This is a genomic window from Pantoea sp. USMM079, assembly GCF_037153115.1.
GTDB classification, from domain to species: domain Bacteria; phylum Pseudomonadota; class Gammaproteobacteria; order Enterobacterales; family Enterobacteriaceae; genus Pantoea; species Pantoea communis.
In genome coordinates, this window is the sequence record NZ_JBBCKX010000023.1 from 61,366 (window position 1) to 87,373 (window position 26,008).

Consider the following 26,008-nt stretch of genomic DNA (forward strand, 5'->3'; position numbering starts at 1 on the left):
GCATTGCAGTGCCGTAAAATCAAAAAATTCAAAGAAAATATACTATACCCCAGTATACATTAAGATCAACAGGAGCCGAGAATGGGCCATACACTCAAGCATCAGAAAAGCCTGTTAACCCGTGTACGTCGTATTAAAGGGCAGGCAGCTTCGCTCGAGACCGCATTGGAATCGGGTGAGGAGTGCCTAAAAGTGTTGCAGCAGGTAGCAGCGGTACGCGGGGCAGTTAATGGTCTAATGGCAGAACTGCTGGAGGGGCATATCAAAGAGCACCTGATGAATGAATCTGCCACCGAAGCGGAGCGCACTCAGGATTTGGAAGAGATTGTCAGCGTTATTCGTTCATATCTGAAGTAGGAGCAAACCATGCTGTGGCTCATCGTAAAATACGCCATCACGGCGGGCATGGTGGTGCTGATTTCTGAAGTGGCGAAACGCAGTGACCGTCTCGGAGGGTTGATTGCGGCGCTGCCATTAGTGACGATATTGGTGCTGATCTGGATGAAGCTGGAAGGTCAGAGCCAGGCAAAGATCGCCAGCCACGCCTGGTATACCTTCTGGTACGTGGTGCCAACCCTGCCGATGTTTGTCGCCTTTCCATTTCTCTATCAGCGCTGGGGATTTTGGCCCACGCTGGTGGCGAGTTGCCTGTTAACTATCGTGCTTTTTGTCCTGTGGGCAACGTTGCTAAAGCGCTTTGGCATACAGTTGATGTAGTCTGATTTTTTATGCCTGCACCCGTTTTCTTTACCCCTTTTTTATCTCGCGCTTGATGAATGAGGAGGGAGAATCCAGCACACAGGTTTATCAAAGTATTTTACTGGGTGCGGGATTCAGCGGGCGCGCGCGGTACTGAGGTCAGGGTCAGCAGTCAGGGAAGAAATTGATCAAGTGGATCAACAACTGGTGGCACTGATTGCCCGGCGTGGAGAGTGTGTTAAGGCCGCTGCACAGTTTAAACAAGACCGCGCAGCGGTACGCGCTCCCGACCGTGTCCAACAGGTGATTGATAAAGTGAGAGGTCAGGCAAAAGCGCAGGGGTTATCTGAAGAAATTATTGAGCAGGTTTACCGTGCGATGATTACGGCCTTTATCGATTATGAGCTGCAACAGCATGGTGAATTGAAAGCGTAGTGAAGCGCCCGACAAAAAAAAGCTGCAATAGGTTAAAATTGCAGCCTTAAGTTATGAAAATTTCATTAACAAGAGGGTGCCTTGAGGCCCGGGTTTCAATGCTGTGTGTCTTTGCCAGTATTATCGCGGTTGCGAAAAATGTGTGTGACGTTATTGGTATCTTTGAGTGCCATCCTTTGCTGAGTAGCGGATTGCATGTTGTTCTTCACTTCGGCCATGGCGCGGCTTAGTGCTTTTTGGCGGCCAGCATCGGGTTCAACGGACGCCATCATACGAAGCTTATCGAGCAGGGCGCTGTTCGTCACCGGCCCCTTTTTTTTCAGCAGCTGCAGTACGGCATCGCCCATGACGATATCAGTTAATCGTTCATCTTTACTTCTGTTCATACACGTTCTCTGGTTACCGCAACAGACCTGCGACAGGTAACAAAGTGGATTCAGTCTAACGTGAAATAACCTATGAGGCGGAAACCACTTTGTCCGATGTCAGGTCGGCGCGCATGTTCTCAGGATCATCGCTCGGAGGTAAACATCAGGCCAATTAACTGTTGGTAATGCAACTCTTCTTCCGGGCTGTTGGCTTGTTCCAATCGGCAAATCAGCTTGGTGCAGATCGTTTTGCGACTCAGTGAACGGCCTGAGCGCAGTATTTCCCCAACGATTTTACCCAGGATTTCCTGCTGAGAAGGCAGGGAAGCCTCATTAAAATAACGCGTAATCGCATCCGACGTTGATAGCAGGTTTCTACCCTGACGCATGGTTCCATCCTCCAGGTTAACTAATGAGCACTAGGCCCACTAAAGTTATACAAAGAACAGCCTGTTGTACAGGAATAAGGTTAACCATCAGGGGAGCTGTTTTTGCAAAAAGTGCTAGTCTATTAATTACAGATGCTTATGTAAAAGCACTCTTTTCAGGGCATTTAAACTTGATGTCTGGGCCAATAAGATAGAGATTGAGTTAACCTATGGTACTTAGTACTATAGATATTGCATGTGTGGACAAGGAGCGTCCTTATCGAATCACAGTCAGGAGACACCATGGCAATTTATGTTTTAAAACCATTCGACAGAAATACCAAAGCTGATGGGATTGACGACGGCAAGCTATGCATTGCAGCGTTAGAAGTTATCGCGGGTCGATATGAAGCTAATTTAGGCGGTGGGGTATATAAGAAACGCATTCCCTTAACCAAAGGTAAAAGTAGTGGTGCCAGAGCTGTCATTGCTTTCAAAATTGATAAGCACCTCTTCTTTGTAAATGGGTATGCTAAGTCAGCAGTCAAAAGCACAATACGAGAAATGACCGAAACTGAACTGCTACTTTATAAGCAAGTTGCCAAAGAGTTATTCAACCTCACCACTGAACAAGCAAGACGAGCGATTAGGGCGGGGAAAATGCGAGAGGTGCAGTGTGATGGTTAATCACCTTAAAGATCTTCAGGAAATCGCACATGATTTCAATGAAATTGGCGTTGTCTCTGATGATCTTAAAGAAAAAATCGATTCAAGGGTAAGATTGCGCGAGTTGCGAGCGGCACTGCCTGTTCTGCCTATGATGTCGGGCCAGGCTATTAAAGAATTGCGTGAGCGTTTGGGCTTGAGTCAAGCAATGCTGGCGGCTTGCGTTGGAATGTCAGTCGCCACGATTATTAAATGGGAACGAGAAGAAAAAAAACCAAACGGCGCGGCGCTGCGTTTGCTCAATATTATTGATCGTAAAGGTTTGAGTGTTCTTCAGTAATACCAAAGCCCCTGAATCGGGGCTTTAAGTTCCTTATTAATTATTTGAACCCCCAATGTGCTAATTACTATTACATTCCTGTAAAGGTCACTAATCACCATCTGTTGAACGTGTCAGCGTTTTCCACGCCTCGATCTCTGCATTCAACGCCACAAGTTTATCTTTCACCAGCTTTAATGCATCGCTGCCGAGCAGCAAATGTGCAGGCGGATTATCGCTCTCAATGATAGCCAGCATCGCGCGCGCCGCTTTCTGTGGATCCCCAAGCTGTTTGCCGCTTTTCGCTTCTCTTGCCTGACGGATAGGATCAAAGAGAGCGTCATAATCACTGATGCTGCGCGCGCTTCGCACCATTGAGCGGCCTGCCCAGTCAGTACGGAATGAACCGGGGGCAACAGCGGTGACGTGAATATTGAAGGGCGCAAGTTCTTTACTGAGGGTTTCTGAAATACCTTCCAGCGCAAACTTACTCCCACAGTAATAACTAATGCCCGGCATGGTGATAAATCCGCCCATCGACGTAATGTTAAGAATATGTCCGCGACGCCGTTGGCGCATGAAGGGCAATACGGCTTTGATCATCGCCACGGCACCAAATACATTAACGTCAAATTGGTGGCGCATCTCCTCCAGCGAGGACTCCTCCATAATCCCTTCGTGTCCATAACCCGCGTTATTGACCAAAACATCAATTGGACCCTGATCAGCTTCAATGTCGGCTATAAGGTCATCAATAACAGCGAAATGAGTGACATCGAGTTCAAACGCCAGCGCATTTTGCGGATGGAGTTGTTCAAATGCCAATTTAGCTTCTACATTTCGCACCGTCCCGATCACGCGATAACCTTTGGCTAAGGCCTCCAACGCCAGCGCACGACCGAAACCGCTGCTTACACCAGTAATCAAAAGTGTTTTAGAGGTAGACATCGTTTTTCTCCCTACATGAATGATGCATGCATAATATTCTCTGGAGGTCAGCGCTATAAGGCCGTATCTTCTGCTTTTATTGCCTAATCTTATGAGTGAGGAGGAGTGGTGGTAGATTCAGAGGTACAGCAACGTACGGTGGAATTGCTTAAATCGCTCGCGCCGCATGAGGGCTACAACCTGACGGCACTTTCTGATGTGCGTATTTTGCGTTCAGATCGCCCACTAGCGCGCACGCCGGTGCTTTACGATCCCGGTATTGTGATTGTCTGCCAGGGCACTAAGCGTGGTTTCTTTGGCGATCAAATCTACCTCTACGATGAGCAACATTATCTGGCGGTTTCTGTGCCGGTTCCCTTTACCATGGAAACCGCGGCGAGCGCAGAACACCCGTTGCTGGCGATCTACATGCATCTTGATTTCAGTGTGGCGACAGCATTGTTGCTGGAACTAGAGCAACAGCAAGTGCCTTTCACGGCGAAAGCGGCGCAGAGCATGATGTCGAGTCCCATGGATCAGCCGCTCCGTGATTCAGTGCTACGTTTCCTGACGGCCCTGAGTCATCCTTTGGATGCACAGATCCTCGGCCCCGCACTGGTGCGTGAACTCTATTATCGTGTGTTGACGGGTGCACAAGGTCAGGCACTGCGTGCCGCGCTGACGTTGCAGGGGCAATTCGGCAAGGTGGGTAAAGCGCTGCGCCATATTCATGCCTGCTATGCCCAGACGCTCAATCTGGCGCAGTTGGCGGGTGAAGCAGGCATGAGCGTGCCAACCTTCAGCGCGCATTTTAAAACCATCACCCAGCAGTCACCGATGCAATACGTAAAATCGGTACGCTTGCATCAGGCGCGAATGCTGATGGTGCGTCAGGAGATGACAGCGGCGGCGGCGAGCCTTGCGGTGGGTTATGAAAGCGCATCCCAATTTAACCGGGAATTCAAACGTCTGTTCGGTCTGCCACCGGCGGAGGAGATCAAGCGCATGCAGCGCAATTTCGCGGTGCCGCCTGCACAGCAGGCTTCTGCATATGTCTCTTCGCATTAGGGCTCACACAGTGGTTTTAAGCACCATTACCGCATAACAACAAATGTCATCAGTCGCATTGGTAAACACGCAATCCGTTGGATCGCCCAATTCCAGGCAATCACCGACGTTCATTTCAAACAGATTGTCGCCCTCCTGAAAGCGCAAAGTGCCTTCCAGCACCCAGATCAACTGACGACGTGAAAGGTAGGAAATCGCTGGCATTGGCACGTCAGTGTGCGGAGGGAGCTCTACACTCACGACATCCAACGGGATATCGCCAGGTGAAATATGGCGGCGAATGTAGCCCGTTTCCGGATCCTGCCACACGGGTTGTTGTGCATGGCGCAGCAACGTCCCGGGTTGAACTTCCGTGAGGGCGATGAGCTGCGACATGCTCATAGCAAACGAGCCGGCGAGGCGAGCGAGAGACGTCGCAGTTGGGCTGCTCTCACCCCGTTCTATTTTATGGATCATCGCCCGTGAAACACCGGACTGTTCTGCCAGGTCGGTTAAAGACCAGCCGCGCTTCTCACGTTCGATTTTAATGTTCCGACCAATGCGCGCATTAATGTCATCTTCTTTACTGGACAATTCATCTAACATAATGGATAACTACAATAGTAAACGAAACATCCACTATAGTGACGAGGCGGAAATCATGCAAATACGAGCAGCAGAAGAGAGCGATGCCGGGGCGATCGCGGACATCTACAACGACGCAGTACTCAACACCACCGCGATTTGGAATGAGAATACCGTGGATATTGCTAACCGCATCCAGTGGATGGCTGCACGCCAGGCCGCAGGGTTTCCGGTATTGGTGGCGATTCAGGAGCAAGCCGTCATTGGCTACGCCTCCTATGGCGACTGGCGTCCCTGGGACGGCTACCGTCATACCGTTGAACATTCAGTCTATGTCCATAAAAACGGGCGCGGCCAAGGTGTGGGCGGCATGCTGATGATCGCCTTGATTGAGCGGGCGCGCGAGCAGGGCAAACATATGATGATTGCCGGGATTGAGTCAGAGAACAGCGCTTCAATCGCGCTGCACAAGAAACTGGGTTTCAGTGATGGCGGCAGATTAAATCAGGTAGGCTGCAAATTTGGCCGATGGCTCGACCTGACCTTTTTGCAGCTTCAGCTTGATGCAAGGCCGCAGCCTTAACTTAGTGTTTCTGCAAAACGTATTCACTGGGTAAGCTGTCGATATCCTGCATGATCCGCGATACATGCTTGCGCATGCGATTACGTGCTACGGCGGCGCCTTTAATCCCATCGAACGTTCAGCCAGTCGCCACGTTTTTGGCGACATCCCCGTCTCGCGTTTAAACGCATGGCTGAAGGCACTTTCTGAAGTGTAACCCAGCGACTGCGCCACCACGGCCACCTGATCGGACTCCTCACGTAAGGCGCGTTCGGCTAATCGCATGCGCCATTGTGTCAGATAGGCAACCGGTGTCACACCCGCCACAGTTCGAAACTGCTGAGCAAAGGTGGTGCGTGACATGGCGCAGGCTTTTGCCAACTCTTCCAGATGCCAATTTCTTGCCGGATCGCCATGCATCAGTTGCAGCGCAGGCGCAAGACGTGCATCGCCAAGGGCTCGCAGCCAACTGGCGGGGAGTGCATCACAGGTTTGCAGATGAGCACGCAAAATCTGAATAAACAGCAGTTGCGCCAACTGTGACGAGGCCAGTTGCGAACCCGGCTGTGTGGTACGACGCTCTTGTACTAACTGGTCTAGTAACCAACGGAACGAGGCCGCTTGCGGAGAGGCGGCAGGGACATGAATCCATGGCGGCAAAACGTGCGTCAATAAACGGCCACTGGTGGGATTCAGCAGGACATGCCCACCGATATGCGCAAAATCATCCCCTTCACCAATGGGTGCATGAGGTTTTCCGGCACCGAAAAACACACTCATGGCATCAACCGGCTCTACGCCGGGCTCGCTGGACAGCACAAAGGCGCGTTTTGCACTCAGTAAACCAACATCGCCGGTTGAGAACAGAATTGGCCTGGTGTCGTCGTCAAACTGAACCCAGCATTGTCCTTTCAGGACGGCGAAAAACTTAATCTTCTCGGGCGCAGGGAAACGTAACGCCCAGCGGCCGCCCGCGCTAAAGCCTCCCGTCACCAGGGATTCCGCGTGGACGAATTTCAGGATGTCGGAAAAAGGGTCGTTTTGCATTTCCGTACTATCACGCAACTTACACGCACTATCAAGCATTCAAAATCCGGTCATGGCTGTTTACTCTGCTCAGTATCACAACAGCGAGGCATTTTTCATGACTAAAGAAACCGTTTTGGTGACGGGTGGTACCGGTTTTATCGCGCAACATTGCATTATTTCCCTGCTTAAACAGGGATACAGAGTGCGCACGACGGTGCGTTCAGCCCAGCGGGAGAACGAAGTGCGACAACATCTCCAGCAAGGAGGTGTAGAGCCAGGCGAAAACCTGACATTTGTCGTGGCAGATTTAATGGCCGATCAGGGTTGGGATGCGGCCACTCAAGGCTGTACTTATGTGTTGCACGGCGCATCACCTACACCATCCGGTGAGCAGGCCACCGAGGCCGATTGGATCAACCCCGCGATTGAGGGAAATTTACGCGTTCTGCGGGCGGCGAGGGATGCAGGCGTTAAACGCGTGGTGTTAACGTCGGCATTTGGTGCGGTCGGAGTCGGTCACGCGGCGGACTACCCGCGCCCATTTAAGGAGACGGACTGGACGAACCTGGACAGCGATTTATGGCCGTATCAACGTTCCAAAACCTTATCGGAACGGGCAGCCTGGGCATTTATTGAGAAGGAGGGGCGGGGTTTAGAGCTGTCAGCTATCAATCCCGTGGCTGTACTCGGACCTGTGCTGGGCGCAGACTACTCACACTCAACCCGGATTATCAAAGAGATGTTAGAAGGGCAGCCGGGTTGTCCTGATATCAACAGCTGTTTTGTGGATGTGCGGGATGTCGCCGATTTACACGTCATCGCTATGAAGCACCCAGCAGCCAGGGGGGAGCGATTCCTTGCCAGTTCGGGCCATAGTTTGCGTCTGGTGGAGGTAGCCCATACCTTGAAAACGTCACTGGGTGACGCCGCCCGCTGCGTATCAACGATCGAACTCACGGATGAGAGTGTGCGGGCTGCAGCAGATAAGAATCCAGTGATGATTGGGATGGTGAAATTGTTGGGGGTAGATATGAACGTCACGGTAGAGAAAGCGATGTCTGTGCTGGGCTGGCAGCCGCGCACACCCCAACAGGCAATTATCGCGACGGCCCAGAGCTTGATTGAGCTGGGTTTGGTCTCACACAACTAGCGTCTGCGGGCAGCATGCAGTTATGTACTGACAGATACTGCGGCATTTATTCCCACCTAAACCTCAACACGATGCTATATAAATGATAACGATTATCATCAATTGCTTTATGCTGAGGTCAGGATGCAACCAACAGAACTCACCGCCGACTGTTGTATTGTCGGCGGCGGACCAGCAGGATTAATGCTGGGTTATTTACTGGCGAGATCAGGATTAAGCGTCGTGGTGATTGAAAAACATCCCGACTTCCTGCGCGATTTTCGTGGCGATACCATCCATCCCTCGACGCTGGAGATCATGCGCCATCTCGGGCTGCTGGATGAGCTACTGACCTTACCGCATCAGAGAGCCGAAAAATTACAGGCAGAAGTGGCCGGTCAGGAGATCACGATGGCTGATTTCTCGCGCTTGCCGGTGCAGTGCCGCTTTATTGCCTTTATGCCGCAATGGGATTTCCTCAATTTTCTCGCGAGCAAAGCGGCCGCTTTTCCCGGCTTCACGCTCTTACAATCCACCGTTTTTGATGATTTGATCTATGCAGAGGGTATGGTATCGGGTGTTAAAACGTTACAGGGTAACGATACGCGCATCATTCATACCTCGTTGGTGATTGGCGCGGATGGGCGTAACTCGGAGGTACGTGCCAAAGCCGGATTGCAGAGTAAAAGCTTTGGCTCATCCCGTGATGTGCTGTGGTTCCGGTTGGGCAAACAGGGAACCGATCCCGAATGGGGTATGGGCCACAAAGGGCCAAAGCAGAATTTCATTGTGATTGATCGCGGTGACTACTGGCAGTGCGGCTACACCATCCAAAAAGGACAGTTTGACGCATTAAAGCTTGCCGGCCTGGAGACGCTAAAGCAGGCTATAGCTGAAGTGGCACCCTTCAGCGCTGAGCGCATGGAGGAGCTCGACGGTTGGGACAAATTGAAGCTGTTGTCGATTCGCATCGACCGGCTGGATCAGTGGATGAAGCCCGGCGTGCTGTGCATTGGTGATGCAGCCCATGCGATGTCGCCGATTGGCGGCGTTGGCGTCAATCTGGCGATTCAGGATGCGGTGGCAGCGGCCAATTGCCTGATTCTTCCATTGAAAAAAGGCCATGTCACACTACGTGACCTGCAGAAAGTGCAACAGCGCCGACAGTTTCCCACCGTTGCCACGCAATTCCTGCAAATTAAAATGAGCAGTCATAAACGTAAGCGCACTACGCCGAGTAAGGTGCCGGAGATGATCAGCCGTTTCCCGTTCTTGCGCCATCTGTTCGGTCGTTTAATTGGTTTAGGTTTTAGAACTGAAAAACCAGAACATCTCAATGAGTAAGTTTGGCTTTCCAATCCTAAAACCCTGCTTCCATTTATCCCGATGCCTCCAGCGGCAACAATAGATTCACAGAGCAGACAACAGTGGTTTGTCTGCTAACCCTCATCAAATTGCAGGTGGGTATAAGCGATTTGCTTGTCATTTGTAACATTTCATTAACTTCATGATGGGTTTTTGATAATTTTTTCTAATGGTTTTTTGGCTGAGTTAACCTCTTCGTGCCTTTTATTCATTTGGATGCGCGCCAGAACCTCAATGTTTAATCAACAATTTGTTTATTTTAACCTGTTGATGAGATTAGTTTCTGTCCTCGATTAAATCCTTGATTTGAAACGACCAGCACGCTGTTACATCGCAATGCCACAGTTTCACTATGGTTAATGAGCTCTTTTAAGACCATAAGAAACTGAGGAAACAGCAGGTATGAAATTAGAAAACTTATCTCGTCGAACCTTCATGGCATTTGCAGCGGGTGGCACCGTGGCGCTGGCAGCGGGTAAAGTTCATGCCCACGAGGCAACAGTGGCCACTTACCCAGCAAACGATCCCCGCCATCCCCGCGACCCCGGTCCACACGATCCTATCCGTGAGGGGCTCAATCCCGATATTGTCGATCCACCCGCAACAGACAGCGGTACATTACCGAATCTGCGCTTCTCTTTTAGCGATGCGCATGTACGCAAAGGCAGCGGAGGTTGGACGCGGCAGGTGACACAACGCGAATTAGGGATTTCCACTACCATCGCTGGTGTAGATATGCGGCTTGATAATGGCGGCATTCGTGAACTGCACTGGCATAAAGAGGGCGAGTGGGCGTACATGCTCTATGGCAATGCACGTATCACTGCACTGGACACCCAAGGTGGGTGGTTTGTGGATGATGTTGGCGTCGGTGACTTATGGTATTTCCCGCCCGGTGTGCCGCACTCTATCCAGGGGCTCGGTCCCGACGGCTGCGAGTTTTTACTGGCCTTTGATAACGGTAACTTTGATGAGGACAGCACTTTCCTGCTTAGCGACTGGTTTAAACACATTCCGCCTGAAGTGCTCGCCAAAAATTTTGGCGTATCAGCGGACGTTTTCAACACGCTGCCATCACCGGCCGACGAGTATATTTTTGCCGGGAAAGCGCCGGAGGGCGGGGCTTCTGCAGCTGTGAAAGGTGGCGTGAAATCTGTGCTGAATTTCTCGCATAAAATGCTGGCGCAAAAACCGATTACCCTGCCGGGTGGCACTGTACGCATTACCGACACCAGTAATTTCCCCATATCAAAAACCGTCGCCGCTGCATTGGTGGAACTTGAGCCCGGCGCTATGCGGGAATTGCATTGGCATCCAAACAACGATGAGTGGCAATACTATCTGGAAGGAGAAGGGCGCATGGGCGTGTTTGCCTCATCGGGGCAGGCTCGGACCTTCGATTTCCGCGCGGGTGATGTTGGCTATGTTCCTTTCGCCATGGGGCATTACATTGAAAATATCGGTGATAAGCCGCTGCGGTTTTTAGAATTATTTAAAAGCGATTACTACGCGGATATTTCATTGAACCAATGGTTAGCCAGTACACCAGCAGATTTGGTGCGGCAGCATCTGCATCTGGATGACAAATTTATGCAGGCGCTGCAGTTTGCTAAGCATCCGGTGGTGAAATAGCATGGAAAGCGCGTCGTGGGAGCGGCGCGCTGTGAGGGTTTAATGCCTTAAACGATAGATATCAGCAAAGTACAGATAACCTTTCCTGGCGCGCATCTCGTTTAGCCGTGTTTTTTCACTCTCGGTCAGAATGGCGCTGCCCAGCAGTTCATCGACAAAAGCGTCCCGGACATGGACTTCCATATACCAGTCACCGGTGTAGCAATTCTTCCAGGCCCCTTTATCGATATCCTTCGCTTTGTACGACGGATTGACATGGAAGAAGAAGAAGAAATTACACACCGCAAAAATCAGAATGCAAACCACATATTCGATGGTGCCGAAAGAGTCGGAGTACAACAGCAGCGCCATGGTAAGAACAAACAGTATCCACATCAGGCTGAATAAACCGGGATAATTTTTGATAAAGGAGATATCAAAGTAGGGGCGGTCATTACGCTGCTCTTCTACGTTGATTCTATCCAGCTCGGTTTGTAGTCGCTCATCCAGTTGATTACTCATGCATTCACCTCAGTGGTTTCCTTATCCATACTGCGCCCGCGCGAGTCTAACAGATAACCACCACGATTTTAGCCTAACCTTGATGGTGATTAGGGGAATTATCTGTGGGGAAGAGAATGGAGTATGAAACCGTATTGGCATTCTGGTTTAACGCGCACCATGAAAGCTATTGGTTCAAACAGAATGACGGGTTTGATGAAGCGATACGAGATGGTTTTTATGATAGCTGGGAAGCGGCTCGTCGCGGTGAGCTATCGGCCTGGCGGAAAGACATTCGGGGACGATTGGCAGAAATCATCGTGCTGGATCAATTCTCCCGCAATCTTCACCGGGACAGTGCACTCGCCTGGCAGCAGGATGGCATGGCGCTATTGCTCGCGCAGGAAGCGGTGAAAATTCCGGGCTATGCGTCACTGAACCTGGATGAAAAAGGCTTTCTCTTGATGCCCTGGATGCATGCCGAGTCTCGTGTTATCCATCAACAAGCCGAAGTGTTGTTCGATGCGCTGAAAGGATCGTCTTACTATCAGAGTGAGTTAGAGCATCGGCAGATTATTGAAGTGTTTGGTCGCTATCCACATCGTAATCAGCGCCTAAATCGCCCATCAACGCCGGCAGAGCAAGCGTTTCTTAATGAGAGGAAACGCTCATTTTATTGACTCAACATCTGCCTCTGCTATTGGGATGGGGCATACATGGACAAAAAAAAGCCCGCTAAGCGGGCGGGGTAATTAAAGCAAGGAAAAAATTCTCGTAGGCAACGCATTGCTGTGTGTTGCGTCACTATATTAGCAACGATAAGTGGCCAGTACAGAAAATGATCGATGATTAAATTTTGCTGATTTGATAAAGGTTATATTTGTGACGAGAGTGTTATTTTGATGTTTACAGCTGCACACAAAATAGGCGCTGGAGCGCCTTTTTTCCGGCTGGTGTGACATTTATCTCTCGATAGCCTGCCGTGCGGCTTAGCCATTGTTTATCAATTAGCAGACTAAGAAGCGCGGCTCCCGCTGCGCCACCGAGATGCATGCGGCGTTCACTCCAGTCGAGGCAGGCACAACAAGGTTTACGTTTACTACGAAGATTTCGCTGCATGCCGATGCTCTCTAACTGCTGCCGGCCTAAGGGGGTAAGAGCACTACCGTCGGCAACAACCCACTCGTTTTCTTGCATAAAACTGTATATCTCAACCGCCAGTTCACCTGCCAAATGATCATAACAGGTGCGGGCATGGCGCAGATGGCTGGGTGTAGCGGAAACCAGTGCTCGCTGTGGCTGCATCGATACCCCCATAAGGGTTTCAAGCAGGTGCGCAATATCGCTGCCCGCCAAACGGAAATAGCGATGGCGGCCCTGAGATAAACACGTGACAAGGCGGGCATCCAGTAGTTTGCCCAGATGTCCGCTGGTGGTGGAGGCGGCGATATCGGCGACGCCGCTTAATTCTGTGGCTGTCCAGGCACGGCCATCCATCAGCGCGCACAAAATGCTGACACGCGAAGGGTCGGCCAGAGCGGCAGCCACAGCAGACATCGCCTGCTGCAAGCCTTGTTCCGCCGTCTCATTGGTGATTATGGGGCTGCTACGGCTTGCCATGCGGTGGTTACCTCTGCTGCACGTTCAGGATTATCGGTAATCAGGATCAACTGGTTGTTGTGGTCACTGTATTGAAGCTGAATGTTAACGCCATTGCGTGCTAGCACGTCAGCAATTTCGCCAAGCTGTCCTGGTCGATCCTGTTTCAGCTTGCGGATCAGCGGCTGTTGTACTGAAACCACCTGAAAACCGGCCGCCATTAGCACTTGTCTGGCTTGCTCCCCTTGCACAACTAAAAAATGCGCGTGACTTTGTTCACCCACCGTGAACACGCCGCCTCCTTCAAGTCCTACACCATGCTTGCCAAGGGTCAAACCTAATGCGGCTAACTCGCCTGGGACATTATTGAGCATCACGTGAATATCAAACATGTTGGCTTGCCTCGTGCGCGTATTCCCGCAGTACAGCGGCGATACGGATGTGGTAGAAAGAAAACAAGCTGTTTCGACCTTCCTGTTGAGCCTTTTGGTGCGAGATATTTCTCTTCCATGCCAGCACGGCCTCTTCGTTTTCCCAGTAGGAGAGGGACAGGATCTTTCCAGGATCGTTGAGGCTTGAAAATCGCTCTACTGAAATAAACCCAGGCAAATGGGTAAGTTGAGATTTCAGTTGTGCGGCGAGTTCAAGATAGCGGGCTTGGTGCTCAGGTTGGGTGCGTGCTTCAAACAGGACAGCAATCATGGTTCAGCTCCATCAGTCAGTGATGGTAGCAGTGTAGCGAGTGGAGATGAAGATGCTTCGGCGAACAACGAAGTATGGCGCAGCGCGAGTTCGCTGCGCCAGCCCACTCATCCCACCCAGCGAGACTGACGGATGACGCGACAAAAATTCATTGGTGAAAAACCAGGCTGCTTATCGGCAATGACATCGGCTTTAACATTGCCGAAGGTGGTATCAGGCTTGTTTTTAATCCCATCGTAGAAAGCCTGAATAATCTCCTCCTTAAATTGGGCTGGGCGTGGATGCTGTTCTACCACGGCTTCACGCTCCGCATCGCTGAAGTGATCATAGTTGATGCCCAATACATCCATTTCCACGCCAGCGGTGACTAATGCAATTTCCGGGGCCATAAATTGCGGAATGCCCGGGGTGGTATGCAGCGCAATCGCGGTCCAGACTTTATAGATATCGGCCTGTTCTACACCATACTGTTGCAAGAAATCGCGCGCCGCATTGGCGCCATCCACCTCAAAGCGTTTGTCGCAGCTGCAGTGTTGGTGCGTCAGGCCAACATCATGGAACATACAGCCGACATAAAGCAGCTCAGCATCCACCTTAAGATCTAAGCGGCGTCCTGCGAGTGCGCCCCAGTAATAGACGCGGCTGGAGTGGTGAAACAGCAAATCGCATTCGGTATCACGGACGAACGTCGTCGCGTCACGGGTCATTGCAGTATCGGGAATAGTGATGCCGTTAATGGAAAATTTCATGGGAGGTTCTCCGCTCGGTTAAGTTGCAACCAGCTTAATGCCGAGGCAGAATGTCTTAAATAAGCTTTTGGCGACCTTTTAAGACATTAAGACTTTTACAGACGGGAATAGCGCATGAATCACCATCTTGCGATTTTAGCGGTGCCGGGGGCGCAATTGCTCGATGTCTCTGGACCGTTGGATGTGTTTGCCGAAGCTAACCGACTGCTCAATCGTGCCGTTTACCAGCTGCAAGTCATGTCACTGGAAGGGGAACATATTCGTTGTTCCTCGGGCGTGCGCCTGATGGCGGATATCACACTGCACGATATCCATCAAACTGACACGTTTCTGATCGCGGGGGCACCTGAGGCGCGGGATATGCAGCTAACTTCGCAGCAAACCGCTCGTCTGATTGAGCTATGCCATCACAGCCAGCGCTTTGGCTCGATTTGTACCGGTGCGCTGCTGCTGGCACAAACCGGGTTGCTGAGTGGTAAAAAAGTGACGACCCATTGGGCCTGCGCTGACGCACTGATGGAACAGGTACCGGATGCGCAGGTAGAGGCCGATGCGCTTTATATCGCAGATGGACGATTGCGTACCGCCGCTGGCGTCACGTCGGGGCTCGATCTTGCTCTGAGGTTGGTGGAAGAAGATTTGGGGCGCGAATTGGCTCAGGATATCGCTGCCAATTTGGTGATGTTCTTTCAACGGCCAGTGAATCAAGGGCATTTTGTTCGCAAACAACCACTTTCGCTGGGTGGGCGCAGTGCGTTTCAGGAGATGCAGAGATGGGCTTTGGCTAATCTGGCGCAGGTGAGTTCACTCGATGATCTTGCCGCTCATATGCAAATTAGCACACGGCATTTAGCGAGGCTTTTCCGTCAGCATATGGATGTACAGGCGGGCAATTGGCTGGAGAATGCGCGAATTGATCAAGCGCGTAAGTTGCTGGAAGCAGGATCAATGCCGCTGAAAGCCATTCCGGCCGCCTGTGGTTACCGCAGTAACGATGTTCTACGACGGGCTTTTGTTAAGGTGACGGGCATGACGCCATCGATGTATCGCAAGATGTTTATGCGCTAGCGGCGCGGCTCTTAGCGCATGCATGAGACGTCAATACTGGCAATATATTGCGTCGCTACGTTTCATGAGTAGAAGAGGCGTTGAGCACCGTAGCGGCGTGATTTATCACGCGTATTCAAAGCCAGGGTGGCACTGGAAGATGCGCAATAAATGTGGCCGCTACGGTTGGTGTGTATTATTTATTCCGGCCAGTTATCCAGAATGCGCTGACGTACTTCTTCCGGATAGCCTTGCGCGAACGAAGCATGCAAATGGCGCTTAGTCTGTAAGGTGTCAAACACGACTTTGGCGCCTTTAGCGGCAACGTACTCGTCCTCGTCATAGCACTGCGGCAGGCGGATCACACGCTGGTCATCAAATACGGCACGACGGCCTACCGGGTGCACGCGCGTTGACAATGCCCAGACCACTTCGCGCAGGTTGGTGGGATCAAAGTCATTATCCACGACATATACTTTCGGGATAAATACCATCGCATCGGTTTTGAACAGCACTTCACCAATGCGTTGGGCCAACTCTTCACTGCTGACACCCGGCAGCAGTTCGCGCCAGTTTTCTGGCATAACCACCAGCAACCAGTGCACGGTGGAATCTTCCGGAATCCAGGTGGTTTTGATCGGCAATTCCGCTTCACGCAGATAAGTCAGTGCATCCGCCGCTAAGCCCATTGCCCACAAGGTGTGCGATTCATCGGTGGGGCGACCAGTGATCGACATCGGCCAGATCGGATCGTCGCGATGGGTAATGGTTTCCACGTGGAAAGTAGGCTGAGCCGAAGAGCCTTCGCCCAGATAGCCGCCGTACTCGCCGTAGGGACCTTCCTGACAATCGCGCTCAATCGAGACATGGCCTTCAATCACAATTTCGGCTGTTGCCGGTACATCAAGATCGAGACTAATGGCTTTCACAACCGGCACCGGCTCTCCCGCAAGTGTACCAATGTAATCGGCTTCATCCGCGTGGGCTGGGATCGGAATCCCGGACACACATGAGATCGCCGGAGCAGGACCTTGCACCAGGGCATAAGGCATCGGCTCACCGCGTGCTACCCACTGCGTCCAGATCTGACCAATATGCTGACTTGGTACAATCAGACCAACCATGCGCTTGCCATCCACCTTCATCACGCGGGCAATAGACCAGTTGACCCATTTTCCATCCGGGGTTTTCACAATCAGCGTGCCCCAGGTGTTGGCGTAACGACCACCGTCTTTGTCATGAGCGAACGGGATAGGGAAGCGGTCAAGATTTGCCGCATCGCCACGTAAAATATTTTGCTGGCACTCTGCCTGAGCAGACTCAACGCGGACAGGCGGAATACCGGGTTTAAAGCGGGCAGCGGACAGAGCTTCGATAATCTCCGGGCCGCTGGACTCAGGGGCTAAGCCCAGTGACATCGCGACGCGTGCGTAGGGCATATCGCTGCGCGACGATAATGCCGCAGGCGCACCAAACAGACGAAAGCCCGGCGCGACACCGGCGACCTTGTGAAACAGCGGCGCAGGTGACTGGATTTCATAGCTGCGGCGCGTGATGGCGCTGGGTTCGAAATCACCATCCACTTCACGCTGCACATGCATGATGTCGCCCATTTCATCGAGGGCAGTGATAAAGCTGCGTAAATCGCCGTAATATTTCATCAGGCTCTCCTTAAGCCAGGGTAGAACGTGGACCCGTCCAGCGATGGGTAATGTCGTTATCCAGGCCGAACTGATCAAGAATGCGAGAAACGGTGTGGTTAATGATGTCGTCAACGGACTGCGGGTTGTTGTAGAAAGCAGGCATTGGCGGCAGCATCAACGCGCCCGCGCGAGTGAGCGCCAGCATGTTTTCCAGATGAATGGCGTTGAGCGGCGCTTCACGTGGCACCAGCACCAGCTTGCGTTGCTCCTTGAGCGTCACGTCAGCAGCGCGCGTAATCAGTCCATCGCCATAACCGCTGCGGATACCCGCCAGGGTTTTCATGCTGCACGGCACCACGATCATGCCATCCACGCGAAATGATCCGCTGGAGATAGCCGCCGCCTGATCGTGTTCGCTGTAAGTCCTGGTCGCGAGAGCAGCGACCTCCTGTACACTGTAAGGTGTTTCCATTTGGATGGTGGCGCGCGCCCATTTGGAGATGACTAAATGGGTTTCGACTTCAAGTTCACGCAACGCAGACAGCACGCGGACGCCGATTGCTGCACCCGTTGCGCCAGTCATCCCGATAACTAGCTTCATATGTATCCCGAATTATTATATAGTTTAAGTTCAAACTGTTTGTGTTCGAACTATAAGTTTGACGATTTAAGGAGTCAAGTGCACCGATGTCACAAAATCCTGACTTAATTCTTGCCGCCCCCTTGTGGCCGCACGGCGATTGTTCGTTAATGCACCTTGTACGGCGTGCCGGACAACACTCGACTTTTTGTTGGTCTCAATGTGTGGATACCGGCCTGTCAGCCGTGCAATACGCGATTCTGGTGGTACTGGCTGAAGAGTCAGCCTGTGATCAGCAAACGCTGGGGCAGCGTGCCGGGTTTGATAAAGCTACCGGCACCTATGTTATTGATCGCATGAATAAAAGCGGTTTGCTGAATGTAGTGACAGATGTGAACAACCGTCGTCGTAAACTGGTGTCGATGACCGCAGAAGGGGAAGTGATGCTGAATCGTATGATTGAGCAGGCAAAAAGCGCGGAGAAGATGATCACCACCGGCCTCAACAGCCAGGATATCGCCGATCTGAAGCGCTTATTAAGCAAACTGGGTGGATTGCAGGAACCTGAATAACATGCCGCAAACAGCTTTCGCCGAGCAACCTGGCGAACCGAAACCGGATCTCACCATCGGCTTTTTGCTGATGAAAAGTTTTACCCTGGCCTCCGTCGCGGGGCTGGTAGAGTCACTGCGTTTTGCGGCAGACGAATCGTTTACCAGTCGCCAGATCTTTTGTCGCTGGGAATGGATGACTTGTGATAACCAGCCAATCACAGCCAGCTGCGGACTACCGGTTTCGCCTACGGCTGACCTCGATTTCAGCAAGAACTGGGATTACTTTGTGGTGGCGGGAGGCTTACTGGAAGAAACACGCCAGTCGCCACCGTGGCTGTTACAGGCACTTCGCGACTTGCATGCGCGTAATATTCCCATCATCACGCTGTGTAGCGGCGCCTTTGTCGCTGGCAACGCAGGCCTGCTGGATGGGCGGCATTGCGCCATTCATTTCACCACGCGTGATGAATTTCGTCTGCGATTCCCGAAAGCGATTCCGGTCATCGACAAGACCTATATCAAGGATGGCGGCATCATTTCCTGCCCCGGCGGCACGGCGATCGATCTCGCTGCCGATCTGATCCGCCAGCATTGTGGGCTGGTGCGTTCACAGAAGGTCTTAAAGTATTTACTGGTGGAAGAGCCCGCTGCACCGGTCAAAAAGACACAGCAAAAGAACACGCTTAACGAGCCGGATGTGTATGAAAACGAGCTGGTGAATAAGGTCATCGAATTTATGAAACATCACCTCGATTCGCCGGTTCCGCTGGCCGATGTAGCCGAATTCGCAGGCGTCACTTTCCGCCAGCTCAATTTGATTTTCACCAAATGCACCGGTTACTCGGCGGCTGTCTACTGGCGACGTATGCGGCTGGAGCTGGCGCGCAAGTTGATGGCGGACTCCAGCAACAGCATCAATGCGATTGCCACTGCGACAGGATTTGCCGATGCTTCACATTTGATTGCCTGGTTCCGTAAGCAGTATGGCGAAACGCCCAGCTCGTTTCGTAAACGGCGGCGTGTGGTGGAGAGATTGGTTAAGGAGTAGGGGCCGAAATGGCCCCTTTTTACTTAGTGCGAATGCTTAGAGAGTTTGCCAGAAACGGATGGCGCTGGGCTTTCTTCCTCCAGTGAGGCCGCATCATCCAGATTGCGCGATGCGGTTTCTGGTGCCAGGAACCACGACACGATCAGGCCGATAAACGTAATGCCTGCAGCAATGTACATCGTGGAACCAATGCCGATGGTTTGCAGTGAGATCGGTACCAGATATGTCCCAACCGCCGCGCCAATGCGCGACATTGAGGTGCCAATGCCGACGGCTCCGGCGCGAATTTCAGTCGGGAAGATCTCATTTGGATAGACCAGCTGCAGCACCTGCGCGCCGCCGATAAACAGGGCGTAAGCACCAAACATCAGCAGGATGATCATTGAAGGGCCATCACGCAAGGCACCGAGTAACAGCAGTGCCAGACCTGACCACAAGAAACTGTGCAACAGCAACTTACGGCGTCCCAGTGAGTTCACCAAACGCGTGCCGATCATGCAGCCCACCACGAACAGCAAGGTAATGGCGATGGAACCGTAAGATGCCCAGTCACCACTGAGATGTAGCGCCTGCAAAACTTTGGGTGCAAAGGCGTAAACGGCGAACACCGGAATAACCGAGCAGGTCCAGAAAATGGTCACAAATGCCATGCGTTTGCCATAACCGGAATGCAGCAAGCTACCGAATGACAGGTGATTGTTTTCAGGTTGTGGGGGCAGGTTCTTTAGACTAAAGCGGTCGCCATAGACGCGGCGGATAACGGCTTCTGCTTCCTGATGTCGTCCTTTGCTAATCAGCCAGCGCGGTGATTCAGGTGTGCCCATTCTGACAATGAAGAGCAGCGCGCCGATGACTGCCGTGCTCGCCAACGTATAACGCCATGCTTCTACACCGCCAAAATTCAGCAAAGCTTCACCCACCAGATACGCGGTTGCCGCCCCGGCAAACCACAGAATGGTGAGCGTGGCGAGGCAGGGGCCGCGCGACTTCTTCGGCATAAACTCAACCAGAAAAGCGGTAGCAACCGGGTATTCAATGCCCACTGCGACGCCCGTCATAAAGCGTAAGGCAAAGAGCGTTTCTCCGCTTTGCACCCAGAACTGCGCCAGCGAACAGACAATAAAGAGGGTTGGGCCGACGAAGTAGATCATGCGGCGACCCAGGCGATCGGTCAGTACGCCACCCATGAAGCCACCAAAGAAAATCCCGATCAGGGCAGAAGCCGCAATCAGACCTTCCCATAATGGGCTGAGACCCAAGGCCGGCGACACTTTCGTCATGGCTATACCAATAATACTGAGCACATAGCCATCGACGAAAGAGCCGCCGCCTGAGCGCACCGTTAATAAGCGGTGGAAACGGCTGATAGGAACATCTTCAACAGACATGTTATTTGACATGTTTTACTCCTGTTTCTTTTCGGCGTGAGGGAACTTCACTACGCCAATGCGACTGAATTAAGCACAATCTGCGATGGGTGCTTAACATCATCAGGACGCCAGATAAATTTAAACCTGTAGCGGTGATTAAAATGTTATTCAGAACAGAAATTAAAAAAGAAGTGCATCGATAACGCTAGCGGGATTGTTTCATATATCATTTCCTCCGGTGCAGGATAGTCGGATAAATACAACTGAGAGCTTTATCATTTTGATGTGGCTTTTTTGCGGGAGGCGACCATGCCTCCCGAAGCGTTATTCAGAAATCTTACTGCTGACACTTTTGGTAACCACGGTACGTGTTGACCACCAGCAGACTAACGACCCAAGACTGACCATCGCCGTGCCTTGCCAAAACGACAGGGTAAGGTGCGAACTGAGAATAAAGGCCGCTAAAATCGACGAAATGATCGGGATAAAGTAAGAGGCGGCGGCTAATACCGTCACATTGCCATGCAAAATTCCGACGTTCCACGCCGCGTAACCGAATCCCATTGCCATCGCCGCCAGCGCCAGTGAAATCCACGTATTAAAAGAGGGTGCAAATTCGGGTTGCGGCGAAATGAGGTATTTAACCCATAATGTTAATGCTGTTAAAACAAAGAACAGCGTAATACCGTTATTACCGTTCGCTATTCTTTTGGTGACCACGCAATAAATGGCCCAAATGATGGCGCCGGTAAATGCCAGACCATAGCTCAGCGGGTTTTCCATTATATTGTTCGTCATCTCACTGAGCGAAAACCCTTGATCACCACCCAGTACGCGGCATATTCCTGCCACGGCTAAAATCACGCCCGGAATAATCAGCGGGCTGACTTTTTGCCGGTTAACAATCACCGCCAGCACAATCGTCATACTTGGCCATAGATAATTCACCATGCCCACTTCAATCGCTTGCCGTCCGCTATGGGTAAACCCGAGTGAAAGCGAAAGGCAAAGTTCGTAGCAGACAAACAGCACGCTGCCGATAATCACATAGCGGCGGGGAAATTTTTTCAGGTTGGGAAATCCCACGCTGAACAGCAGCAATATGGCACTACAGCTGTAGATCAATGCCGCCCCAGCGATCGGACCGAAGCCTTCGCTAACACTTTTGATCAATCCAACAATCGCGCTCCATAACAGGATGGCAATCAAACCTATGAGCGTCGCTTTCTTTTGGGGCATCACCCGCTACCTCTTCTACACAATGTTCACCTGAAATGCCGGTGCAAGCTTACCTGTTAAATTCAGGTTAAAACCAGCATAAAACTATGCCGCCTGACGCGCAGTGTAAATACGTCAAAGGGGACGATAGTTGTGGAATGTGATCGTTATCTGAATTCATTTAGAAAATTATTACGTCACTAAAAATAATTTAAATTGTTGATTAATAGGGAATATAATTTAATCCTTGGTAGGAATGTTCCATCTGATAGTATTTCCTTTGTATTTTTCACGTATACAAAAAACTTATCCCGATTGACCTCTCTCCATGCGATATGCAAATTGTTAACAAACGCAACCATACGGCGTTGCATTTGGTCCTGAATTCACCTGGAGATTTCGTGATGACATTTGAAGGTATCTACACCCCGGCAATTACCCCTTACGCAGCAGATGGCAGCATTGATTTCGCGGCGTTCGCCAACGTCCTCGAATCGCTGATCGAAGCGCGCGTGCACGGCATTATCATCGGTGGATCAACCGGTGAGTATTATGCACAAAGCGCGGAAGAGCGTCTGTCTCTGGTTGAACATGCACGTAAAGTGATTGGCAACCGTCTGCCACTGATTGTCGGTACTGGCGCGATTCGCACTGAAGACGCGGTGGCTTTTGCAACCCACGCTCGTGAGCATAAAGCCGATGCCATTCTGGTGACGTCACCGCCGTATGCGCTGCCAACTGAACTGGAAAACGCCCACCATGCGCTGACCGTCGACAAAGCCGCTCAGTTGCCGATCATGCTGTACAACTATCCGGGCCGTATGGGCATCTCCATGGGAGAAACTTACTTCCGCGAAGTGAGCCGTTCGAAAAATGTGGTGGCGATTAAAGAGAGTTCAGGCGACTTCAACAATCTGCATCTGCTGGCCTGTCAATTCCCGAACATCGCGCTTTCTTGTGGTTGGGATGATCAGGCGCTGGAATTCTTCGCCTGGGGCGCGCGTAGCTGGGTGTGTGCGGGCTCTAACTTCATTCCACGTGAGCACGTCGCGTTGTACAACGCCTGCGTCGTGGAAAAAGATTTCGATAAAGGACGTAAGATCATGGCTGCGATGATGCCACTGATGAACTTCCTTGATGGCGGCAAATTTGTGCAGTCGATTAAATACGGTTCTGAACTTGCAGGCCTGAAAGCAGGCCCGGTGCGCGCACCGCTGCAGGAACTGGAAGAAGAAGAGAAAGCGCAGTTGCAGGCCGTGATCGACGGTGTGAAACGCAATGTGGCAGCCGTTGCAGTGCTTTAAGGAGTGCGCATGAAACAGGTACAAACGCTGAGCGATGTGGTGAACGTGGCGCGAGAACTGCGGTTCCCGGATCAGGCGTTCATTAACGGACGTTTTACTGCGGCGGTCTCCGGCAAAACACTGGAAACCACCAATCCTGCGACGGGTGAGATTCTGACGCACATCGCTGCTTGTGAAAGCGCGGATGTGAACCTGGCGGTACAGGGCGCACGTAGCGCGTTTGGGTCAGGCAGCTGGAGCCAGCTTCATCCCGGCGAGCGCAAAGCCGTATTACTCAAGCTGGCTGACTTACTGGAAAACGAAGTCACGCAACTGGCGGTAATGGAAAGCCTCGACAGCGGCAAACCGGTTAGCGAATGCCTGGCAGTGGACGTGCCAGAGACGATTCACGTGATTCGCTGGCATGCGGAAGCCATCGACAAGCTTTACGACCAGACTGCGCCGACCGGCAACGGGGCGATGGCGATGATCGTTCGTGAGCCGATTGGTGTGGTGGGCTGCGTGCTGCCATGGAATTTCCCGCTGCTGATGCTGGCGTGGAAAATCGGCCCAGCGCTGGCTACTGGCTGCTCGGTGATTGTGAAGCCGGCGGAGCAAACTTCGCTAACGGCATTGCGCGTGGCTGAACTGGCGCATGAAGCGGGTATTCCAGCCGGCGTGCTCAACATCGTCACCGGTACCGGGAAAGAGGTGGGGGAACCCATCGGCCTGCATCCTGATATTGATATGGTGAGCTTCACCGGTTCAACGGCGACCGGACGCCGTTTCCTGCACTATTCCGCGGAATCGAATCTGAAGAAGATTGTGCTGGAATGCGGCGGGAAAAACCCGGCGCTGGTGTTCGATGATGCCGAAGATCTGGCCAGCGTTGCCGCCAATGTGTTAAACGGCGCATTCTGGAATATGGGTGAAAACTGTTCTGCAACTTCCCGACTGCTGGTGCAGGAAGGGGTTAAGGATAAACTACTCGCTCAGATCGCGGAGCAGATCGGTGAATGGCGCATGGGCAATCCGCTGGATCCAGAGAATCGTCTGGGCACCATGATCACCACCGATCATTTCTGCAAAGTCAGTGACTATCTGAAAACCGCGCGCAAAGAAGGATTACGCATCATTCAGGGCGGATTCACCGATCGCGGTATTTACGTGCAGCCGACCATTGTGGATGGCGTGACGCCGAAAAGCGCACTGTTCCGCGAGGAGATCTTCGGGCCGGTGCTGTGTGTCACCACCTTTAAAACGGAAGCCGAAGCCATTGCACTGGCAAATGACACTGATTACGGTCTGGCGGCATCGGTTTACACTGGCAAACTAAGCCGTGCTATTCGCGTATCACGTGCAGTGCGTGCGGGAACGGTGACGGTTAACTGTTTCGGTGAAGGTGATGCAACCACGCCATTTGGTGGTTATAAACAGTCTGGTTTTGGTGGACGTGATAAATCTGTATACGCACTTGATCAGTACACCGAGCTGAAAACCATCTGGATTGATGTGCCTGCTGAGTAAGCTTCATGCCCGCCACGGATGGCGGGTATGCCCTGGAAATAGGATAATTCTCTGCAGATGACGACTCGTTTTTTTCTTCTGTAACTCCTTGTAATATCATCATTCCCTTTTCTGTGATCCACCGCAGAATGCAAAAAATATCCCATAATTATTTTTGCTGTATACACACTTTTTCTGTAGGTTAAGCAGGAATCGCATGCGGAATGTCATCACAGGAGGTCACTTTGAGATCGGGAAAAGCAGCGTTATACGAAGATTTAAAACGCCTAATTTTGACCATGGAACTGGACCCAGACGAGTTGCTGGATGAAGCCAGCCTGACGGGACAATACGGTTTATCTCGCACGCCTGTGCGTGAAGTTTTCCAGCGACTGGCAGGAGAGGGTTACTTAGAAATCGTCGAAAAACGCGGCGTGCGCGTCATCCCGATGAGCCATTCCACACTGCGCAATTTCTTCCTCGTCGCACCGATGATCTACGCCGCTACCGGTCGCCTGGCGGTACAGAATTTTAAACCTTCCCAGCTGAAATCGCTGAAAGAGACGCAAAAGCGCTTCCGTAAAGCGGTGCAGACGCGTGATGCCGAAGCGCTGGCACTGGAGAACAATCGTTTCCATGAGATCATGGGCGAGATGGCAGCCAATCCCTATTTACAGCCCAGCCTGGGCCGTTTACTAATCGACCATTGCCGCATCGGCCACACCTTTTTCCGCCCGCAAAATGAAGACATGGAACGCCGCCTGCAGCTAGCCGCCGAGCATCATGATGCCTTTATCAGCGCGATTGAAGCGCGAGATGAGCAGAAGGTGGTGGATCTGGTGTTCGAACATTGGGAACTGTCACGCGAAAATATGGAAATCTTTATCGCGCCGCAGGGATTAAAAGCGGACGATCTGGTGCAGTCACCGGAAGGGGATAAGCTGTAGTTTCAGGGTTGTCGATTTTGATACGATAAGGCGGCCTTATGGCCTAATGCCGATCAGTTAAGGATCAGTTGAACGATCCAGTGGCTGTGTAAGAATCCGGAAACGCTTCGTTTCCGGATTTTTTTATGCAGCTCAGTCAGGCCCTTGATAT

At 51.8% G+C, this 26,008-nt stretch carries 31 protein-coding genes; 17 read left to right on the forward strand and 14 right to left on the reverse strand.

What is annotated here, in order from left to right; all coding sequences use genetic code 11:
• Positions 1-81: 81 nt before the first annotated feature.
• The 3 genes from WFP70_RS21735 (at position 82) to WFP70_RS21745 (ending at position 1,134) form a co-directional block, all read left to right on the forward strand.
• Positions 82-357 (forward strand): metal/formaldehyde-sensitive transcriptional repressor, encoded by a 276-nt coding sequence (locus WFP70_RS21735; RefSeq protein ID WP_034824208.1) that lies wholly within the window; start codon positions 82-84, stop codon positions 355-357.
• A 9-nt stretch (positions 358-366) separates the two neighbouring features.
• Positions 367-717, forward strand: a complete 351-nt coding sequence (locus WFP70_RS21740; RefSeq protein ID WP_034824206.1) for a DUF3147 family protein — start codon at positions 367-369, stop codon at positions 715-717.
• A gap of 135 nt (positions 718-852) precedes the next feature.
• Positions 853-1,134, forward strand: a complete 282-nt coding sequence (locus tag WFP70_RS21745) for a chorismate mutase (RefSeq protein WP_337024423.1) — start codon at positions 853-855, stop codon at positions 1,132-1,134.
• 95 nt (positions 1,135-1,229) lie between these two features.
• Here the strand turns inward: WFP70_RS21745 and WFP70_RS21750 are convergent, their stop codons facing one another.
• Together WFP70_RS21750 and ycgZ are read right to left on the reverse strand one after the other, a co-directional pair.
• Complete coding sequence (locus WFP70_RS21750; RefSeq protein ID WP_337024406.1) at positions 1,230-1,520, reverse strand: hypothetical protein; 291 nt, start codon at positions 1,518-1,520, stop codon at positions 1,230-1,232.
• 125 nt (positions 1,521-1,645) lie between these two features.
• Positions 1,646-1,891, reverse strand: a complete 246-nt coding sequence (gene ycgZ, locus WFP70_RS21755; RefSeq protein WP_058960954.1) for a regulatory protein YcgZ — start codon at positions 1,889-1,891, stop codon at positions 1,646-1,648.
• Between the two features lie 282 nt (positions 1,892-2,173).
• On the opposite strand from ycgZ, the gene WFP70_RS21760 reads away from it, so the two are divergent.
• Complete coding sequence (locus WFP70_RS21760) at positions 2,174-2,557, forward strand: type II toxin-antitoxin system RelE/ParE family toxin (protein WP_166934524.1); 384 nt, start codon at positions 2,174-2,176, stop codon at positions 2,555-2,557.
• Positions 2,550-2,876, forward strand: a complete 327-nt coding sequence (locus WFP70_RS21765; protein ID WP_160834244.1) for a helix-turn-helix domain-containing protein — start codon at positions 2,550-2,552, stop codon at positions 2,874-2,876. Before WFP70_RS21760 ends, WFP70_RS21765 begins: the two co-directional genes overlap by 8 nt.
• A 90-nt stretch (positions 2,877-2,966) precedes the next feature.
• Here WFP70_RS21765 and WFP70_RS21770 read toward each other — a convergent pair whose 3' ends face one another.
• On the reverse strand, positions 2,967-3,803 hold the full coding sequence (locus tag WFP70_RS21770) for an oxidoreductase (RefSeq protein ID WP_337024407.1): 837 nt from the start codon (positions 3,801-3,803) through the stop codon (positions 2,967-2,969).
• Positions 3,804-3,911: 108 nt separating this feature from the next.
• Between WFP70_RS21770 and WFP70_RS21775 the strand changes: the two genes are divergently transcribed.
• Complete coding sequence (locus WFP70_RS21775) at positions 3,912-4,850, forward strand: AraC family transcriptional regulator (RefSeq protein WP_337024408.1); 939 nt, start codon at positions 3,912-3,914, stop codon at positions 4,848-4,850.
• 3 nt (positions 4,851-4,853) lie between these two features.
• On the opposite strand, the gene WFP70_RS21780 is transcribed toward WFP70_RS21775, so the two are convergent.
• The gene (locus tag WFP70_RS21780; protein ID WP_337024409.1) at positions 4,854-5,435 is read right to left on the reverse strand and encodes an XRE family transcriptional regulator; all 582 of its coding nucleotides are present in this window, start codon (positions 5,433-5,435) and stop codon (positions 4,854-4,856) included.
• 55 nt (positions 5,436-5,490) lie between these two features.
• On the opposite strand from WFP70_RS21780, the gene WFP70_RS21785 reads away from it, so the two are divergent.
• Complete coding sequence (locus WFP70_RS21785) at positions 5,491-5,997, forward strand: GNAT family N-acetyltransferase (protein ID WP_337024410.1); 507 nt, start codon at positions 5,491-5,493, stop codon at positions 5,995-5,997.
• An 87-nt stretch (positions 5,998-6,084) separates the two neighbouring features.
• Here WFP70_RS21785 and WFP70_RS21790 read toward each other — a convergent pair whose 3' ends face one another.
• Positions 6,085-7,062, reverse strand: coding sequence for an AraC family transcriptional regulator (locus tag WFP70_RS21790; RefSeq protein ID WP_337029540.1), 978 nt, complete (start codon positions 7,060-7,062; stop codon positions 6,085-6,087).
• A 58-nt stretch (positions 7,063-7,120) separates the two neighbouring features.
• Here WFP70_RS21790 and WFP70_RS21795 point away from each other — a divergent pair, with 58 nt between their 5' ends.
• From WFP70_RS21795 to WFP70_RS21805, 3 genes are all read left to right on the forward strand, one after another.
• Entirely contained in the window at positions 7,121-8,155 is a 1,035-nt protein-coding gene (locus tag WFP70_RS21795) for an SDR family oxidoreductase (RefSeq protein WP_337024412.1), read from the forward strand.
• Between the two features lie 123 nt (positions 8,156-8,278).
• The gene (locus WFP70_RS21800) at positions 8,279-9,478 is read left to right on the forward strand and encodes an FAD-dependent oxidoreductase (protein ID WP_337024413.1); all 1,200 of its coding nucleotides are present in this window, start codon (positions 8,279-8,281) and stop codon (positions 9,476-9,478) included.
• A 456-nt stretch (positions 9,479-9,934) separates the two neighbouring features.
• On the forward strand, positions 9,935-11,131 hold the full coding sequence (locus tag WFP70_RS21805) for a cupin domain-containing protein (RefSeq protein ID WP_337024424.1): 1,197 nt from the start codon (positions 9,935-9,937) through the stop codon (positions 11,129-11,131).
• A 39-nt stretch (positions 11,132-11,170) separates the two neighbouring features.
• On the opposite strand, the gene WFP70_RS21810 is transcribed toward WFP70_RS21805, so the two are convergent.
• Complete coding sequence (locus WFP70_RS21810) at positions 11,171-11,632, reverse strand: YlaC family protein (protein WP_160834236.1); 462 nt, start codon at positions 11,630-11,632, stop codon at positions 11,171-11,173.
• Positions 11,633-11,748: 116 nt separating this feature from the next.
• On the opposite strand from WFP70_RS21810, the gene WFP70_RS21815 reads away from it, so the two are divergent.
• Positions 11,749-12,291, forward strand: a complete 543-nt coding sequence (locus tag WFP70_RS21815; RefSeq protein WP_160867516.1) for a DUF924 family protein — start codon at positions 11,749-11,751, stop codon at positions 12,289-12,291.
• A gap of 226 nt (positions 12,292-12,517) precedes the next feature.
• Here the strand turns inward: WFP70_RS21815 and WFP70_RS21820 are convergent, their stop codons facing one another.
• The 4 genes from WFP70_RS21820 to WFP70_RS21835 all read right to left on the reverse strand — a co-directional run bounded on the left by WFP70_RS21820 (position 12,518) and on the right by WFP70_RS21835 (position 14,661).
• Positions 12,518-13,231, reverse strand: a complete 714-nt coding sequence (locus WFP70_RS21820; RefSeq protein ID WP_237449338.1) for an ArsR/SmtB family transcription factor — start codon at positions 13,229-13,231, stop codon at positions 12,518-12,520.
• Positions 13,207-13,602 carry an amino acid-binding protein gene (locus tag WFP70_RS21825; RefSeq protein WP_337024414.1) on the reverse strand — a complete coding sequence of 132 codons (396 nt, stop codon included), beginning with the start codon at positions 13,600-13,602 and terminating at the stop codon, positions 13,207-13,209. The genes WFP70_RS21820 and WFP70_RS21825 overlap by 25 nt, the downstream gene beginning before the upstream one ends.
• Positions 13,595-13,912, reverse strand: coding sequence for an antibiotic biosynthesis monooxygenase family protein (locus tag WFP70_RS21830; protein WP_337024415.1), 318 nt, complete (start codon positions 13,910-13,912; stop codon positions 13,595-13,597). The genes WFP70_RS21825 and WFP70_RS21830 overlap by 8 nt, the downstream gene beginning before the upstream one ends.
• 107 nt (positions 13,913-14,019) lie before the next feature.
• Positions 14,020-14,661, reverse strand: a complete 642-nt coding sequence (locus tag WFP70_RS21835; RefSeq protein ID WP_337024416.1) for an HD domain-containing protein — start codon at positions 14,659-14,661, stop codon at positions 14,020-14,022.
• Between the two features lie 114 nt (positions 14,662-14,775).
• Between WFP70_RS21835 and WFP70_RS21840 the strand changes: the two genes are divergently transcribed.
• The gene (locus WFP70_RS21840) at positions 14,776-15,729 is read left to right on the forward strand and encodes a GlxA family transcriptional regulator (RefSeq protein ID WP_337024417.1); all 954 of its coding nucleotides are present in this window, start codon (positions 14,776-14,778) and stop codon (positions 15,727-15,729) included.
• A 179-nt stretch (positions 15,730-15,908) separates the two neighbouring features.
• Here WFP70_RS21840 and WFP70_RS21845 read toward each other — a convergent pair whose 3' ends face one another.
• Both WFP70_RS21845 and WFP70_RS21850 read right to left on the reverse strand, forming a co-directional pair.
• A complete protein-coding gene (locus tag WFP70_RS21845; RefSeq protein WP_337024418.1) occupies positions 15,909-17,369 on the reverse strand; it encodes a UbiD family decarboxylase in 1,461 nt (486 codons plus the stop codon).
• A 10-nt stretch (positions 17,370-17,379) separates the two neighbouring features.
• On the reverse strand, positions 17,380-17,952 hold the full coding sequence (locus WFP70_RS21850) for a non-oxidative hydroxyarylic acid decarboxylases subunit B (RefSeq protein ID WP_160867521.1): 573 nt from the start codon (positions 17,950-17,952) through the stop codon (positions 17,380-17,382).
• A gap of 86 nt (positions 17,953-18,038) precedes the next feature.
• Here WFP70_RS21850 and WFP70_RS21855 point away from each other — a divergent pair, with 86 nt between their 5' ends.
• Both WFP70_RS21855 and WFP70_RS21860 read left to right on the forward strand, forming a co-directional pair.
• On the forward strand, positions 18,039-18,503 hold the full coding sequence (locus WFP70_RS21855; RefSeq protein WP_160867522.1) for a MarR family transcriptional regulator: 465 nt from the start codon (positions 18,039-18,041) through the stop codon (positions 18,501-18,503).
• 1 nt (position 18,504) lies between these two features.
• The gene (locus tag WFP70_RS21860) at positions 18,505-19,533 is read left to right on the forward strand and encodes a GlxA family transcriptional regulator (RefSeq protein ID WP_097119092.1); all 1,029 of its coding nucleotides are present in this window, start codon (positions 18,505-18,507) and stop codon (positions 19,531-19,533) included.
• A gap of 23 nt (positions 19,534-19,556) precedes the next feature.
• Here WFP70_RS21860 and WFP70_RS21865 read toward each other — a convergent pair whose 3' ends face one another.
• Both WFP70_RS21865 and yddG read right to left on the reverse strand, forming a co-directional pair.
• Positions 19,557-20,933 (reverse strand): MFS transporter, encoded by a 1,377-nt coding sequence (locus WFP70_RS21865; protein WP_337024419.1) that lies wholly within the window; start codon positions 20,931-20,933, stop codon positions 19,557-19,559.
• Between the two features lie 294 nt (positions 20,934-21,227).
• Positions 21,228-22,142, reverse strand: a complete 915-nt coding sequence (gene yddG, locus WFP70_RS21870; protein WP_166934555.1) for an aromatic amino acid DMT transporter YddG — start codon at positions 22,140-22,142, stop codon at positions 21,228-21,230.
• A 383-nt stretch (positions 22,143-22,525) separates the two neighbouring features.
• Between yddG and WFP70_RS21875 the strand changes: the two genes are divergently transcribed.
• The 3 genes from WFP70_RS21875 (at position 22,526) to WFP70_RS21885 (ending at position 25,857) form a co-directional block, all read left to right on the forward strand.
• On the forward strand, positions 22,526-23,425 hold the full coding sequence (locus tag WFP70_RS21875) for a dihydrodipicolinate synthase family protein (protein WP_160867794.1): 900 nt from the start codon (positions 22,526-22,528) through the stop codon (positions 23,423-23,425).
• A gap of 9 nt (positions 23,426-23,434) precedes the next feature.
• Positions 23,435-24,931, forward strand: coding sequence for an aldehyde dehydrogenase (locus tag WFP70_RS21880; RefSeq protein WP_337024420.1), 1,497 nt, complete (start codon positions 23,435-23,437; stop codon positions 24,929-24,931).
• 203 nt (positions 24,932-25,134) lie between these two features.
• The gene (locus WFP70_RS21885; protein WP_182057531.1) at positions 25,135-25,857 is read left to right on the forward strand and encodes a GntR family transcriptional regulator; all 723 of its coding nucleotides are present in this window, start codon (positions 25,135-25,137) and stop codon (positions 25,855-25,857) included.
• The last annotated feature ends 151 nt before the right edge of the window (positions 25,858-26,008 follow it).

Bases quoted from the DNA above. Each gene is read 5' to 3' on its own strand.
- WFP70_RS21850 (WP_160867521.1), bottom strand. From the start codon at position 17,952: ATGAAGCTAGTTATCGGGATGACTGGCGCAACGGGTGCAGCAATCGGC.
- WFP70_RS21845 (WP_337024418.1), bottom strand. From the start codon at position 17,369: ATGAAATATTACGGCGATTTACGCAGCTTTATCACTGCCCTCGATGAA.
- WFP70_RS21840 (WP_337024417.1), top strand. From the start codon at position 14,776: ATGAATCACCATCTTGCGATTTTAGCGGTGCCGGGGGCGCAATTGCTC.
- WFP70_RS21880 (WP_337024420.1), top strand. From the start codon at position 23,435: ATGAAACAGGTACAAACGCTGAGCGATGTGGTGAACGTGGCGCGAGAA.
- WFP70_RS21865 (WP_337024419.1), bottom strand. From the start codon at position 20,933: ATGTCAAATAACATGTCTGTTGAAGATGTTCCTATCAGCCGTTTCCAC.
- WFP70_RS21785 (WP_337024410.1), top strand. From the start codon at position 5,491: ATGCAAATACGAGCAGCAGAAGAGAGCGATGCCGGGGCGATCGCGGAC.
- yddG (WP_166934555.1), bottom strand. From the start codon at position 22,142: ATGCCCCAAAAGAAAGCGACGCTCATAGGTTTGATTGCCATCCTGTTA.
- WFP70_RS21795 (WP_337024412.1), top strand. From the start codon at position 7,121: ATGACTAAAGAAACCGTTTTGGTGACGGGTGGTACCGGTTTTATCGCG.
- WFP70_RS21780 (WP_337024409.1), bottom strand. From the start codon at position 5,435: ATGTTAGATGAATTGTCCAGTAAAGAAGATGACATTAATGCGCGCATT.
- WFP70_RS21855 (WP_160867522.1), top strand. From the start codon at position 18,039: ATGTCACAAAATCCTGACTTAATTCTTGCCGCCCCCTTGTGGCCGCAC.
- WFP70_RS21740 (WP_034824206.1), top strand. From the start codon at position 367: ATGCTGTGGCTCATCGTAAAATACGCCATCACGGCGGGCATGGTGGTG.
- WFP70_RS21800 (WP_337024413.1), top strand. From the start codon at position 8,279: ATGCAACCAACAGAACTCACCGCCGACTGTTGTATTGTCGGCGGCGGA.
- WFP70_RS21815 (WP_160867516.1), top strand. From the start codon at position 11,749: ATGGAGTATGAAACCGTATTGGCATTCTGGTTTAACGCGCACCATGAA.
- WFP70_RS21810 (WP_160834236.1), bottom strand. From the start codon at position 11,632: ATGAGTAATCAACTGGATGAGCGACTACAAACCGAGCTGGATAGAATC.
- ycgZ (WP_058960954.1), bottom strand. From the start codon at position 1,891: ATGCGTCAGGGTAGAAACCTGCTATCAACGTCGGATGCGATTACGCGT.
- WFP70_RS21735 (WP_034824208.1), top strand. From the start codon at position 82: ATGGGCCATACACTCAAGCATCAGAAAAGCCTGTTAACCCGTGTACGT.
- WFP70_RS21875 (WP_160867794.1), top strand. From the start codon at position 22,526: ATGACATTTGAAGGTATCTACACCCCGGCAATTACCCCTTACGCAGCA.
- WFP70_RS21760 (WP_166934524.1), top strand. From the start codon at position 2,174: ATGGCAATTTATGTTTTAAAACCATTCGACAGAAATACCAAAGCTGAT.
- WFP70_RS21825 (WP_337024414.1), bottom strand. From the start codon at position 13,602: ATGTTTGATATTCACGTGATGCTCAATAATGTCCCAGGCGAGTTAGCC.
- WFP70_RS21750 (WP_337024406.1), bottom strand. From the start codon at position 1,520: ATGAACAGAAGTAAAGATGAACGATTAACTGATATCGTCATGGGCGAT.
- WFP70_RS21765 (WP_160834244.1), top strand. From the start codon at position 2,550: ATGGTTAATCACCTTAAAGATCTTCAGGAAATCGCACATGATTTCAAT.
- WFP70_RS21820 (WP_237449338.1), bottom strand. From the start codon at position 13,231: ATGGCAAGCCGTAGCAGCCCCATAATCACCAATGAGACGGCGGAACAA.
- WFP70_RS21790 (WP_337029540.1), bottom strand. From the start codon at position 7,062: ATGCTTGATAGTGCGTGTAAGTTGCGTGATAGTACGGAAATGCAAAAC.
- WFP70_RS21770 (WP_337024407.1), bottom strand. From the start codon at position 3,803: ATGTCTACCTCTAAAACACTTTTGATTACTGGTGTAAGCAGCGGTTTC.
- WFP70_RS21860 (WP_097119092.1), top strand. From the start codon at position 18,505: ATGCCGCAAACAGCTTTCGCCGAGCAACCTGGCGAACCGAAACCGGAT.
- WFP70_RS21885 (WP_182057531.1), top strand. From the start codon at position 25,135: ATGTCATCACAGGAGGTCACTTTGAGATCGGGAAAAGCAGCGTTATAC.
- WFP70_RS21805 (WP_337024424.1), top strand. From the start codon at position 9,935: ATGGCATTTGCAGCGGGTGGCACCGTGGCGCTGGCAGCGGGTAAAGTT.
- WFP70_RS21830 (WP_337024415.1), bottom strand. From the start codon at position 13,912: ATGATTGCTGTCCTGTTTGAAGCACGCACCCAACCTGAGCACCAAGCC.
- WFP70_RS21835 (WP_337024416.1), bottom strand. From the start codon at position 14,661: ATGAAATTTTCCATTAACGGCATCACTATTCCCGATACTGCAATGACC.